General features: G+C 67.5%; 13 protein-coding genes. 1 reads left to right on the top strand and 12 read right to left on the bottom strand.

The annotated features are described in order from the left end of the window. Nucleotides 1-3 precede the first annotated feature (3 nt). The 11 genes from HWX25_RS15440 to HWX25_RS15390 form a co-directional block, all read right to left on the bottom strand. Nucleotides 4-1,263, bottom strand: a complete 1,260-nt coding sequence (locus tag HWX25_RS15440) for a nitrate/sulfonate/bicarbonate ABC transporter ATP-binding protein (protein WP_175909059.1) — start codon at nt 1,261-1,263, stop codon at nt 4-6. A 119-nt stretch (nt 1,264-1,382) separates the two neighbouring features. Further along, nucleotides 1,383-3,116, bottom strand: coding sequence for an ABC transporter permease subunit (locus HWX25_RS15435; RefSeq protein ID WP_175909003.1), 1,734 nt, complete (start codon nt 3,114-3,116; stop codon nt 1,383-1,385). A 198-nt stretch (nt 3,117-3,314) separates the two neighbouring features. Next, nucleotides 3,315-4,274, bottom strand: a complete 960-nt coding sequence (locus HWX25_RS15430) for an acetyltransferase (RefSeq protein WP_175909002.1) — start codon at nt 4,272-4,274, stop codon at nt 3,315-3,317. 138 nt (nt 4,275-4,412) lie between these two features. Then, nucleotides 4,413-5,789 (bottom strand): nicotinate phosphoribosyltransferase, encoded by a 1,377-nt coding sequence (locus HWX25_RS15425; RefSeq protein ID WP_175909058.1) that lies wholly within the window; start codon nt 5,787-5,789, stop codon nt 4,413-4,415. 79 nt (nt 5,790-5,868) lie between these two features. Further along, entirely contained in the window at nt 5,869-6,324 is a 456-nt protein-coding gene (locus tag HWX25_RS15420) for a hypothetical protein (protein WP_175909001.1), read from the bottom strand. Nucleotides 6,325-6,505: 181 nt separating this feature from the next. Continuing rightward, complete coding sequence (locus tag HWX25_RS15415; protein WP_059452422.1) at nt 6,506-6,745, bottom strand: hypothetical protein; 240 nt, start codon at nt 6,743-6,745, stop codon at nt 6,506-6,508. Next, on the bottom strand, nt 6,729-7,238 hold the full coding sequence (locus HWX25_RS15410) for a hypothetical protein (RefSeq protein ID WP_244135254.1): 510 nt from the start codon (nt 7,236-7,238) through the stop codon (nt 6,729-6,731). The genes HWX25_RS15415 and HWX25_RS15410 overlap by 17 nt, the downstream gene beginning before the upstream one ends. A gap of 90 nt (nt 7,239-7,328) precedes the next feature. Then, nucleotides 7,329-7,778, bottom strand: coding sequence for a CBS domain-containing protein (locus tag HWX25_RS15405; protein WP_059536698.1), 450 nt, complete (start codon nt 7,776-7,778; stop codon nt 7,329-7,331). Between the two features lie 61 nt (nt 7,779-7,839). Further along, nucleotides 7,840-8,028, bottom strand: coding sequence for a BON domain-containing protein (locus HWX25_RS33735; RefSeq protein WP_279610116.1), 189 nt, complete (start codon nt 8,026-8,028; stop codon nt 7,840-7,842). A 66-nt stretch (nt 8,029-8,094) separates the two neighbouring features. Then, nucleotides 8,095-8,502: a hypothetical protein gene (locus HWX25_RS15395; protein ID WP_175909000.1), complete on the bottom strand. Its 408-nt coding sequence runs from the start codon at nt 8,500-8,502 to the stop codon at nt 8,095-8,097. Between the two features lie 504 nt (nt 8,503-9,006). Beyond that, complete coding sequence (locus tag HWX25_RS15390; protein ID WP_175908999.1) at nt 9,007-9,528, bottom strand: flavodoxin; 522 nt, start codon at nt 9,526-9,528, stop codon at nt 9,007-9,009. Nucleotides 9,529-9,673: 145 nt separating this feature from the next. Here HWX25_RS15390 and phaZ point away from each other — a divergent pair, with 145 nt between their 5' ends. Then, complete coding sequence (gene phaZ, locus HWX25_RS15385; RefSeq protein ID WP_175908998.1) at nt 9,674-10,888, top strand: polyhydroxyalkanoate depolymerase; 1,215 nt, start codon at nt 9,674-9,676, stop codon at nt 10,886-10,888. Nucleotides 10,889-10,939: 51 nt separating this feature from the next. Here the strand turns inward: phaZ and ppsA are convergent, their stop codons facing one another. Then, entirely contained in the window at nt 10,940-13,351 is a 2,412-nt protein-coding gene (gene ppsA, locus HWX25_RS15380; protein ID WP_175908997.1) for a phosphoenolpyruvate synthase, read from the bottom strand. Nucleotides 13,352-13,395: the final 44 nt, after the last annotated feature.

Raw genomic sequence — 13,395 nt, 5'->3', positions numbered from 1 at the left:
TGGTCAGCGGCCGAACGTGCGGGTATGGTCGTCGTAGTCGAACAGTCCTGCGTAGCGGCCCCAGTCGGTCACGACCCGCAGCGCCTGCTCCGCGCTGCGCGGATCGAGATGATCCTCGAGTTCGAGCTCGAAACGCGCGCGCGGCGCGCGGTGCCCTTCGCGTTCGCCCAGCACTTCGTCGATATGTTCGGCGAGCGGCACGAACCGGACGACATGCTCGCGAAACAGACACCGCCGGGCATCGTCGTCGCTTTGCGCGAACACGTGGCCCGCGGCACTCAGCCGGATGCTCCGGTCGTGCCATTCGGCAAACGCGAGCAGATGAAGCGCGGCCGCCGTCGAATACAGCGCGTCGGTCCGGAGCGCCAGCGCCGATGCAATCGTGCCGAGCTCCGCATGACCGTCGTATGGCGCGGCCGCGAGCGTGTCGATGAATCCCGCGAGATGGTGGCTCGACACGTCGGGCAGCTTCATGGCCAACGCACTGCCCGTCGCTTCCCGGCCTGCCGCCGCGTCGGTGATGCGTGCGGTGAGCGTCGCATAGATCCGGCCGACGATCGCCTGAACGGCCGGATCGTGCCGACTGCGCGGACGCGGCAACGGCACGCTCAGCGTCGCCTCGATGTGCGCCGGACCGGCGCCGAGCACCAGGATGCGATCGCACATCAGCACGGCTTCCTCGATGTTGTGCGTCACCATCAGCACCGACCGGATCGACAGCTGGTGCGCGTCCCACAGGTCGAGAAAATCCGTGCGCAGCGTTTCCGCGGTCAGCACGTCGAGCGCCGAGAACGGCTCGTCCATCAACATCAGCACGGGTTCGCTGACGAGCGCGCGGGCGAAACCGACCCGCTGACGCATGCCGCCCGACAGTTCGCGGGGAAACGCCGATTCGAACCCGTCGAGCCCGATCAGCTCGATCGCAGCGGCCGCGCGGGCGCGTGCGTCGCTCGGCGCCAGACCCAGCGCGTCGAGGCCAAGCTCGACGTTTTCGATGACGGTCAGCCACGGGTACAGCGCGAAGGTCTGGAACACCACCGCGATGCCGTCGGTCGGACCGGCGAGCGGCGCACCGCGATACGTCACCGCGCCGGACGACGGCTTGACGAGCCCGCCGGCGATCCTCAGCAGCGTGGACTTGCCCGAGCCGGAGCGGCCGAGTAGCCCGAGGATCTCGCCTTCGTGCAGCGCGAGATCGATATCGGCCAGCACGTGCAGCGGCTCGCCGGACGGCTTCGTGAACGATTTGCATACGGCCCGCATCTCGAGCACGACCGCCGCCGGGTCCGAAGGCGGTGCGGCCGCGCTCGCGACATTTCCTTCCGTGTATTCGCTGAGGTTCGGCACACGGGTCTCCCGTGAGTAAATGATCGGTGGAGGGCTCAATCGAGCCGCGTGCGGCGCTCCGCGAACGCGTACATCGGGCGCCACACGAGCCGATTGGTCGCGATCACGAGCAGCGACATCACGGCGACGCCGAGCGCGATGCGCGGATAGTCGCCGGCGTCGGTCATCCGCGCGATGTAGGCGCCGAGTCCGCCGGCGTCCAGGCGCGTGCTGCCCCAGCTCACGGCCTCGGCGACGATGCTCGCATTCCATGCGCCGCCCGACGCGGTAATCGCGCCCGTCACGAAGTACGGCAGGACGCCCGGCAGCATGACGTGTCGCCACCAGGTCGCCGGCCGCACCCGGAAGCATGCGGCCGCTTCGCGCAGGTCGGCCGGGAACGCGCTCGCACCGGCGATCACGTTGAACAGGACATACCATTGCGCGCCCAATATCATCAGCGGGCACAGCCAGATGTCGGGTTCGAGCCGCAGGCGCACGATCGCGAACACCGCGACCGGAAACAGCAGGTTCGCAGGGAACGCGGCAAGGAACTGCGTGACGGGCTGGATGCGAGCGGCCACGCGCGGCCGGAGTCCGATCGCAATGCCGATCGGCACCCAAATCGCCGACGCGAGCGTGACCAGCACGGTCACGCGCACGAACGTGAGCCCGCCTTCGGTTGCGACGACGCGCAGGTCCGCCCAGGTGAGCGTCGCGCGGCCGAGCCGGAACAGTTCGTACGCCGCATACGCGCATCCCGCGCCGCACAGGGCGAACCAGAGCACGTCGCCCGTGTGTCGCGGGAGCACGACCCGGTCGCGCCATCCCGACATGAACCCGTGCAGCCGCGCGCGCGCCGCTCGACGCAGCACCGCGCGGATCGGGCCGGCCGCACGGCCGATCCATCGCGACCGGTGGAACAGGTCGAGCATCCAGCTGCGCGACGCGACCGTGGGCGCGGCATCGCCATAGCGGAACCGTTCCGACCATGCGACCAGCGGCCTGAACAGCAACTGGTCGTACAGGACGATCGCGACGCTCATCGCGACGATCGCCCAGCCCACGGCAGCGAGGTCGCGATTCGCGATCGCCTGCGCGACGTAGGCGCCGACGCCCGGCAGGTCGACGTGCAGGTTGCCGACCGCGATCGCCTCGGACGCGACCACGAAAAACCAGCCGCCCGACATCGACATCATCGCGTTCCAGACGAGCCCCGGCATCGCGAACGGCACGTCGAGGCGCCAGAAGCGCTGCCACGCGGACAGCCGGAAGCTGCGGCTGGCCTCGTCGAGATCGAGCGGCACCGTGCGTAGCGCCTGATAGAAGCTGAACGTCATGTTCCAGGCCTGGCTGGTGAAGATCGCGAAGATCGCTGCGCACTCGGCGCCGAGGATCCGCCCGGGAAACAACGACAGGAAGAACAGCACCGTAAACGACAGGTAGCCGAGGATCGGCACCGACTGCAACACGTCGAGCAGCGGGATCAGCACGCGCTCGGCGCGACGGCTGCGCGCCGCCGCGGTCGCGTAGACGAACGTGAAGACGATCGACGCGAGCAGTGCCGCGAACATGCGCGCGACGGTGCGCAGCGTGTAGCCGGGCAGCGCCATGGGCGACAGCGAAATGGCCGGGGGATGCGCCACCGCGAGCGGGCCGGCCATCTGGTGCGCCGAGATGCCGGCCAGCAACAGGAAACCGACCACGATCAGCATCGCGGCGAGATCCCGCCAGCCCGGCACGGGCAGCGTCCAGCGCCCGCCCCGCAATACCTCCGCATGGTGCTCCACGACGCCTCTCCCGCCGATGATGGCGGTTCATCTTCCCGGGCGGGACGGCCGGCACGCTTGACCTGCGTCAACCGCCCTGCAATGCGTGGCGCCACGATTGCAGCGAGTCCTGCCGCGCAACGGCCACCGTTCAGGAGCATCCCGATGACACCCGTTCCGGCCACGCCGTACCGCACCGACGAGCGCGCCTGCGTCGGCTCACGCGGCGGGGTACGCGTTCGCGAGCGCCTCGACGAACGCGTCGAGGCGCTCCGGCGCGAGCCGGTTGATGCCGGCCGCCCCTTCCCGGCCGCCGCCCTCCGGAAATGCGCGACAAAGACGATCGGCGCCGTACGGTGCGGCGACGGGCGCGCGAACGCTGACGGTGTACCCACCGAAGGGCGACAACGTCAGCACCGCGTGAGCGCGCGCCGCGTCACCACGCGCGAGCCGATTCGCGAAAACGCCGCGCACGCGACGCGCCCAGCGCGCGTCGGGGAGGATATAGACGTCCGCCCCCGGCAGCGCGATGTTCGCGCGCTGTCGCTCCGCACGCGCGATATCGCGTCGCCGGTTGGCGTCGAGCCGCCGCGCGAGGGGCGAACTCGCGAACTCGAGCGGGTTCGCATATTGCCGCACCGCCGCATACACGGCCAGCGGTGCCATGAAGAGATCGTCCGGGTAATCGCCGTAACCGTTGTAGTTGACGGATTCGCCGAGCACCTGCAGACGGTAGGCATCGGCATCCGTCAGGCCGCAGGCGGCGGCGAGCCTGCCGGCCACGACGACGAGATTGTCGCCATAGGCGCCGACCACCGCCCAGAGGCGCTGCCGGCCCGCCAGATACCGGTCGACGATGACGCTCGTACAGGTGTCCGGCGCCGTGTCGATATGCGCGCGAAGGTGCGGATGAGCGGGCACGGCGCCGGGCATATGGTGATCGAAATAGTCGACGTCGACCCCGCGCGCAAGCAGCGCATCGAGTGCCGCGCGGTTCGCGTCGAGCGAAACGTCCAGGACGGTGACGATGTCGCCTCCGACGGCCGGCACGCGCGCGAGCAGCGCGATGTCGCGCTTGGGGCCCGTCACGAGCACCGACTCGGCCGGCATCTCGAGCCGGAGCTGCTGAAGCGAACACATGCCGTCCGCATCGCCGTTGAACACGTCAAAGCGCGTCATGATTCGCGACGCCCGACGACTGCATGAATCGAGGTGGCCATGCCATGGAACGACGCCCTTTCAGCGAACGAGGCTCGCGCAACGCCGCCACCTTGTCGCTCAGCGTGATCGCGCGGCCTGCCGGGATGTGGGCGTCGTTCATGCCGCTTGCTGCCCCGCGTGCGCGTCCAGCCTCGCATTCTCCTGCGCGACGAGTGCCGCCAGCGCCGGAGAAATCGCCGGCTGCAGCGGCATGACGGGCGCCAGCGTCTGCATCGGATCGGGCAGCGTGGACAGTTCGCGCATTGCGTGAATGCGGCTCTCGCCGAGCGTGGGGGCCGCGAGTCGTGCCCCTCCGATCATGACGGGCTGCAACAGCGGGGTGCCGTCGAGTTGCTCGCCGTCGAGTCCGAGGCTGTCGGCGGCGATTCGTCCGTCCGGGCCGTATTGCCGAAACACCTGCTTGCGGCCGGGCAGCGTCGCCTTGCCCTCCGAGCATTTGCAGCGCGCCCGGCCCGCATACTCGACGAGCTTGTACGCGCAGTCGAGGCACGGCGCGTCCGCCGACGTGCTCATCTGCGTGCCGATTCCGAAACCGTCGATCGGCGCATGCTGGTGGACGAGCTCCCGCAGCCGGAATTCGTCGAGATTGCCGCTCGCGAAAATCGTCGCGTCCGTCAGGCCGCCGTGGTCGAGAATCGCGCGCACGTTGCGAGCGTGCGCCGCCAGATCGCCGCTGTCGATCCGGACGCCCTTGATGCGCACGTTGTCGGGCGCAAGCCGCCGCGCCAGTTCGACGACCTTGTGTGCCGCGTGCTCCGTATCGTATGTGTCGATCAGCAGCAACGCGTTGTCCGGTTGCGATCGCGCGAAATGCTCGAACGCGAGCGCTTCGTCGTCGTGCGCCTGGACGTATGAATGCGCCATCGTGCCGTACACGGGAATGTCGTAGCGCAACCCCGCGAGCAGCGTCGCCGTGCCGCAGAATCCCGCCAGGTAGCTGGCCCGCGCGGACAGCATCGCCGCCTCCGCGCCATGCGCGCGCCGCATGCCGAAGTCGACCAGCAACCTGCCATGCGCGACGAGCGTGGCGCGTGCGGCCTTGCTGGCAACCAGCGTCGCGTAATGGAGCAGGTTCATCACGCGGCTCTCGACGAACTGCGCCTCGCGAAGCGGCGCCGTGATCCGCACGATCGGTTCGTCGGCGAAGAACACCGTGCCTTCCGGCATCGCGTCGACCGTACCCGTAAAGCGCAAGCCGGCGAGCGACGCGAGGAAATCGGCGCGCAAGCGCCCGGTCGCAGCCAGTCGTTCAACGGCGGCAGCCGGAAAGCGCAGGCCCGCCAGATAGTCGAGCACGGACGCCAGTCCCGCCGCCATCAGGAATGCCCGATGCTCGGGCAGCGCCCGTACGAAGAACTCGAAGCTGGCCGTGTCGTTCATTCCGGCATCGAACGCGGCCTGCATCATCGTCAGTTCATACCAATCCGTCAGCAGCACGTCGTCGACGTCAGCGTCCGGCCAGGATCCGTTCATCATGTGCCCTCCCGCGCCGCTCGCGCGCATTCGTGCAGCCTGTAGCCGGCCGCTGCGATACCGACAAGCGTCGCTTCCGTCATTGCGGCGCGGGGCCCGAGGTCGAGGGAACCGCGGTCCACACGCCATTGCACGACGCGACATACGGATAGTATCCGCGCGGGTCGTTGCAGTAGTACCACGCGCGCGCAGGCGGCAGCCGCGCCGGCGTGGGTGGCGGCCGCTGAACGACGATCGCAGGCGGAATGTAGGTCGGATACGGATACATCGGTTCAGGATAGATGTACCAGTAGCCGTCGACGACCCACCACCACGCGTAGCGCCCGCCGTGCCAGTCCTGAACCCATCGACCGCGCTGCCACCGCGTACGCTCCCTCGGCGCGAAATGGCGAAAGTCCCGCCCGTGGAAATCCCTGCCGTGGAAATCGTGGCGGGGCACATGGCGCGCATGCTGCGCATGTGCCGGCTGCGTCGGCACGCAGCACGCGGCCGCGCACACGACGAGCAAGCGGCATGCGCGTCTGAGCCTGTTCATGGTCGTCATTCTTCGCGGAGATGCGATCCATCGTATTGAGGCCGCGCCGCGCAGCTTTGACCGGGATCAACGCATGCCCGCGGCCCGGCGGGACGCCGGCGACGCGGCAATCGGAGGCTTCAGGTCATGCCGTGCTCGCCGGTTCGCATGCGGCGCAGATGACGGTAAGCAACGCCGTCCATCAGTACGTGAACGTGTCCGATTTCTTCATCTCGACCCACGTCATTCCGCTTCGCAACCCCTCCAGCGCTGCCTCGCGTTCGGTCGCGAATACCCGGTGATGCGGGAACACATGCTCGCACTTGCAGTCGGGCGAGCGGACCGTCACGTGGACACGGCAGCGGTACCCGCCGGTCTCGACGCCAACCGTTTCGATCGCCACGGTCCAGTCCGCCTCGTTCAATTCACCGGAAATCGTCATGATTACCCCTTTCCTCGCCGTGCGAGCGCATGCCGCTCCCATCATCAGTCGCGCCACGCCGCGAGCCGCGATGGCGATCTCCGGCCCGCCGCCTGAAGAGCCATATCGGGCCGGCGACGAGGCCCAGGATCGCCGCCCACAGCAGAAGCACGTAGCCGAACAATTGCCAGAATTCGCCGACCCGCTGCTGCAGGATCCATGTGCGGTACGACGCGACGTCGCTCGCGGCATCCGGATACGACGCGCGATAAACGAACAGCGGCAGGCAGACGTCCTGTTCGGGGATCGGTGTCGTCAGCATCGACCCGGCCGGCCGAGCACCCACGCGCCCGCATTCCGGCGCGGTCATGCCGGCCACGACACCGGTGCTCACCGGATGGTCGTGGATCGCGCCGAGCCACGTCGTCGCGCTCGACAGCAGCAGGCAGAGACCGATTGCGCCGAGCCACCGGCGCATCCGGTTGCGCGGGTCGGTGTGCCGGCCGCGTGTCATGGATTCGCGCGCGTCCGGAGGGCGCGTCGCACCGACATCGAGACCGCCGCTGCGCCATGCGCGGCGCGACGGAAGCTGGAATCGACCGGATCAGCCACGCTGCTTCTCCTCGAAATACGGCTGGCGGGCCGCCACGAGCCGCAACTCGTCGAGCAGCGCCGCGGCCGCGCGCAGCAGATCGTCGAGCGAGACGATGCCGACCAGTTCGCCGTCGCCGCCGACGACCGGTAATCGACGGACGCCGTGCTGGCGCATCCGCTTCGCGAGGAGCCAGATGTCGTCGTCGACGTTCGCGGTCGCGACGGGCGCCGACATGATGTCACCGACGAACAGCGAGCCGGCCTGCGCATCGGGGCTGACCACCGTCAGCACGATGTCGCGATCGGTCACCACACCGACCGGCACGCATCGCCCCTCCTGTTCGCGCACGACGATCAGATCGCCGGCGTGCGCGTCGCGCATCATTTCCGCCGCCTCGACGACGGTTGCTTGTGCCGAACACGTGGCAACATCGCGGGTACAGAGCATCGCGGCATTCATGTTCGTTCTCCCGGCCGGGGCGAGGCGGAACATCGATCGATGTCCGCCGCCGCCCGAACCATCATGCAACGGTAAGTTGATCGACCACGTCGCGCACGCCCGCCGCCGACCATGCGGCATCGAAGGCAAGCCGCCGTTCGCCCGGCGAGCCCACCTGGCCGGTCAACGTCACGATGCGTTTGTACGCTTTCACGCCGATGCGCACCACGTCGATCGACGGGTCCCGCTCGCTGTCGCCAGTCATGGCCATCGACTCCGATTCGCAATCGATGAAAGCAACGGTAATTCCCGCGGCGCCGCGTGGAATTGATACAGGTCAGCGCACGGCGTGGTGCACCATCCCGGCCGAGGCCTCCGCCGCGATCGTGCGACACGCAATCGTGACGTCGACATTGCGCCCTCGCCTGGCGCGATCGCGTGTGGCGAGCCGCAACACCATCTGACGGCCGTCGGCCGACAGGCGGGCAGCCGCTTCCGCAAGCGGCGCCGAATCCAGCCGAACGAGACCGCGATCGACGAGGCAGCGCAAGTCGGCGGGGTCGCCCTGCGGGCGCATCGGCTCGCTGGCGAGCACCATCAGGATCGCGATTTCGTGGGGGCTCAGCAGCCGGTCGCCATCGGCGTCGATCGGCTGCTGCAGGTGAGGCGCGACTGCAGGCAGTGCCGATGCTTCGGAACGGGAAATGATCTGGCGATTCGACGTGTTCGTGAACAAGAGGGGCATGTTGATGTCCGTATCATGAACGTGAAGACGTAGACGGCACGCGGCATGTCAATCGTGGTCGAGTTCGACATGCGAGAACGTCGATATTCGCTCCTGCCGGGCAATCGTTCTTGATGCAGGTCATCCTGCTGGCGCGCGAGCAATCGAAACGGTCGCTGATTCGTCTGACCCAATGCCATCGAGGTACCGACGCGCTCGCGGCGCGAGACCAGGCCGGATTGCTGCCCGGTTTTTCATGTGGAATTTTTCGTTCACCCGGTGCGGCACGATCTCGTTCAATCCGGCACTGCGAATCATTTTCTTCAATCGTTGTTGCTCGACGAGCCGCTCGATCGCGATGCGCTCGCCGAGCTCGTGTGCGCGTGGCGGTTCGCAGACAATCCTTGGGGGCTGGACACGGTATGTCGCGTCGCTCGGCGCCGGGATCCCGTGGTTCGGCCAGGGCGTGGGACCGGCATCGACGTCAGCGCGGCACGCACTTCGCCGGTCGTGTGACGTTGCCCGTTACGCGCTCATGCGCCGTTCGCGGTCGGCAAGCCGGTGAGCGATCGACCGTGCGAAATGGGCGAGCTTCCCGGCGGCCAGGCCGCGACCGATATCGCGTCCGGAAATCGCGCACGTCTCGATCGGCGTCTGCCGCGCCAGCGCCTGCATCTGCCCGAATGCTGTCAGGTCGCCGCGCTGGCCCATCGTGCAGAAGAATGCGGTCGCGCGCAGTTCGCTCCCGTGCCGCGCGAGCCAGGTCGAAACCGGCGTCGATGCACGACCCGCCCAGACCGGCGTGCCTATCACGACCACATCGTATGCGGACGGCGAACAGGCCGTCGGCCGGAGGTCCGCGGCACGATCGCGGATCACGTCAGCGAGCGAACGCAGGAAACCGACGGCCCCCGCCCGCCGCCGATCGTCGACTTCCTGAAGCCGTTCGCAATCCGCGTCGAGTTCCGTGGCAAGCCGGCGTGCAATCGCCGCCGTCGTTTCACTGCGCGAGTAGAAAACGACGAGCATGCGTCGAGACGTGTCCATATTCCACTCCGTGCATCCGTCCGGGATCCGTAGACCAGCTTATGCACCGCCGATCGGGGCGACGCTGATGCAGGTCAAACCGTCGCGGCACGTTCGGGCGACAGTAGGCTTGTTCGAATTTCCCGCGATTTTCCGCCCATGTGCCATGTGGTATGACCTGATCGAACAGCAACGGCAATGGTTGCGAACGTGGGAAGCGGCGGCGCGCTTCACGTGCGGTCTCTGGCCCGATGTCGCGTCGTCGTGCTACGCCGACCTGTGCGAACCCCTGCTCGACCTGCATGCCGATGCGCCACGGTTCGCCATCGATTCGGTCGACGTGGACGGCCGTCGCATCGACGTCGACGAAACGATCGTCGCGCACACGCCGTTTTGCACGTTGCGCCGCTTCTCGCGCCCGGGTGCGCGACGCGTGATCCTGCTTTGCGTGCCGCTGGCCGGCCATGCGGCCGTGATGATGCGGGAGACGGTCGAGACGCTGCTTGTCGACGGCGACGTGTGCATCACCGACTGGATCGATGCGCGCGATGTGCCGTGCGACGCGGGTCGATTCGGCCTCGACGAATATGTGTCGATGCTCGACCGCTTCATCGATACCCTGCTGGCGGACGCGCGTCCGGTGCACGTCGTCGCGGTCTGTCAGGCGACGTTTCCGTCGCTTGGCGCCATCGCGCTGCGCGCGCAACGCGACGCCGCGCTGCCGGCGAGCCTGACGTTGATCGGCGGCCCGCTCGATGCCCGCATCAATCCGAGTGCGCTCGGAACCGCGGCCCGCTCGCATTCGCTCGACTGGTGTCGCGCCACGCTGATCGATACGGTGCCGCATGGCTTCGCCGGATGCGGACGACAGGTATTTCCGGCCTATCTGCAGCGCGCCGAGATCGCGCTCACCTACCCGCAACACTACATGGCGCTGGTCAATGGCTATCGGCAAGCGGTGTCGAGCGGCGACGCCGACGCACTCGCAACCGCCCGCCGGGCGCTCCGCGAATACCTGACGCTTCTCGATATGCCGGCCGAATACTTCCTCGATACGGTCGACATCGTTTTCCAGCGCGCATGCCTGGCAAACCGAACGTGGCACGTCCACGGCCAGCGGGTCGAGCCCGCCGCGCTGCGCTCGATCGGGTTGCTGACCGTCGAAGGCAAATGCGATGCCGTCACCGGTGCCGGCCAGACTCATGCCGCGCTGGCGATGTGCAGCGGTCTCGAAGCGAATGCGCGGCAACGCGTCGACATCGACGATTGCGATCACTACGGACTCTTTACCGGCGATCACTGGCGCACCGACGTGCATCCTGTACTGCAGGCGGCGTTCGCCCGCGCCGAACACGGCCGGGCCCGCTCGTGCGCAGCGTGATGCGCCGTCCGCCTGGCCCGGTATGGTCGTCGAACAACCATCCGACACTGTTCAACCCGGCGACGCACGCTCGCCTGGCGCGGCATTTTCCGCGGCGGCCACGCGCCGCTTGACCGCAATAAAGCTGTCGGGGCTGACGGAAACCGAGTCGATGCCGCACGCGACGAGAAAATCGGCGAATTCCGGATGATCGCTCGGCGCCTGGCCGCACAGGCCAACCTTGGCCCCGGCGTTGCGGGCGGACTCGATCACGCGGGCGATCATCCACTTCACGGCTTCGTTCTGTTCGTCGAACAACCCGGCCAGTTCCGCCGAATCGCGATCGACGCCGAGCGTCAATTGGGTCAGATCGTTGCTTCCGATCGAGAAGCCGTCGAAGCGCTGCGCAAACTGGCTCGCCAGAATGACGTTCGACGGGATTTCGCACATCACGTAGATCTGCAATCCGTCTTCGCCGCGCTTCAGGCCGTTGGCGGCCAGGACCTCGAGCACGCGGTCCGCCTCGTCGAGCGTCCGGCAGAACGGGATCATCACGACGACGTTCCTGAATCCCATGTCGTTTCGCAGTCGCGCGATCGCCCGGCATTCGAGCCCGAATCCGTCACGGTAGCGCGGCGAATAGTAGCGTGACGCGCCGCGAAATCCGAGCATCGGATTTTCTTCCTGCGGTTCGAACTGCGCACCACCGACCAGATGCGCGTACTCGTTCGTCTTGAAGTCGCTCATGCGCACGATCACCGGCGCGGGATGACAGACCGCCGCGATACGCGCGAGGCCATGCGCCAACCGGTCGACGAAATAGTTCGACGGGTCGTCGTACCCCGACGTCAGCGCAGCGATCTCGCGCTTCGCATGCGCGTCGGTCAGCGCATCGTAGTGGGCCAGCGCCATCGGGTGAACCTTGATATGGTTGCTGATCACGAACTCCATGCGCGCGAGCCCGATTCCGTCGGCGGGCAGTCGCCACCATCTGAACGCCGCGGCCGGATTCGCGAGATTCAGCATGACCTGCGTGCGGGTGGCCGGCAGATCGGTCAGGTCGATCGCCTCCACGTGGTATTGCGCGATGCCTTCGTACACGAACCCGGCCTCGCCCTCCGCGCACGATACCGTCACTTCCTGTTGATCGTGCAGCATGCGGGTCGCGTTGCCGGTGCCGACGATGGCCGGCAATCCCAGCTCGCGGCTCACGATCGCGGCATGCGACGTGCGGCCGCCATGATCGGTGACGATCGCCGCCGCGCGGCGCATCACCGGCAGCCAGTCGGGATCGGTCGTGTGCGTCACCAGTACCGCGCCGTCGACGAATCGCCCCATGTCGTGCGGACTGTCGATCACGCACACGCTGCCGGCCGCGATCGCCTCGCCGACACTGACGCCGGTGAGCAGCTTGCGGCCGGTCTGACCAAGTTGGTAGGTCTTGATGGCGCTGGCTTCGCGCCGGGACTGCACCGTTTCAGGACGTGCCTGCACGACGAACAGTTCGCCGCTTATGCCGTCCTTTGCCCACTCGATATCCATCGGCTGGCCATAATGCGCCTCGATCGCGCAGGCCCACTTCGCAAGCGCCAGGATGTCGCGGTCCGCCAGCACGAAAGTGGCACGCTCGGCTTTCGAGGTCGGCACGTTGCGGGTCGGTGCATGCTCGTCGCGCGCATAGATCAGCTTGCATGCCTTGCCGCCGAGCGTCTTGCCGATGACAGGCGTGCACGCCGGATCGCCGAGCAATGGCTTGAACACCTCGTATTCGTCGGGGTCGACGGTGCCCTGCACGACATTCTCGCCAAGCCCCCACGCCGCGCTGATCAGCACCACCTTGTCGAATCCGGTTTCCGTGTCGAGCGAAAACATCACGCCGGACGCGCCGAGGTCCGAACGCACCATCCGCTGCACGCCGACCGACAGCGCGACGCGCAGGTGATCGAAGCCCTTTTCTTCGCGGTAGGCGATCGCGCGGTCGGTGAACAGCGACGCATAGCACCGGCGGCACGCCGCGAGCAGCGCATGTTCGCCGCGCACGTTCAGGTAGGTTTCCTGCTGGCCCGCGAAGCTCGCGTCGGGAAGATCCTCGGCGGTCGCGCTCGAGCGCACGGCGACATCGACGTCGTCTCCGCCGGCCTGTCGGCACAGTTGCCGATACGCATTCCGGATCGCGTCGGCGATGTCGTCGGGCCAGTCTCCGTGGAGGATCGCCTGCCGGATCGACGCACCGGCGTCGGCGAGCGCCATCTTGCGTGCGCCGAACGCCTCGAGCGTGCTGCCGATGACTTGCCTCAATCCGTTCGCATCGATGAATCGCCAGTACGCATCCGCGGTCGACGCGAACCCGGGTGGCACGCTTACACCCTGTGCAGACAGGTTGCCGATCAATTCGCCCAGCGATGCGTTCTTGCCGCCGACGCGTGCCACGTCGCCGCGCCGCAGGTCGTCGAACCAGACGACGTGTGCTTTCCCGTGATCCATGACGAGCCCTCCGATGGTCGCGGCCCCGAGTGACATGCGACAGG

It is taken from the genome of Burkholderia sp. BCC1640 (assembly GCF_902833125.1).
Taxonomy (GTDB): Bacteria; Pseudomonadota; Gammaproteobacteria; order Burkholderiales; family Burkholderiaceae; genus Burkholderia; species Burkholderia diffusa.
This window is presented reverse-complemented; position numbering and strand designations above follow the sequence as displayed.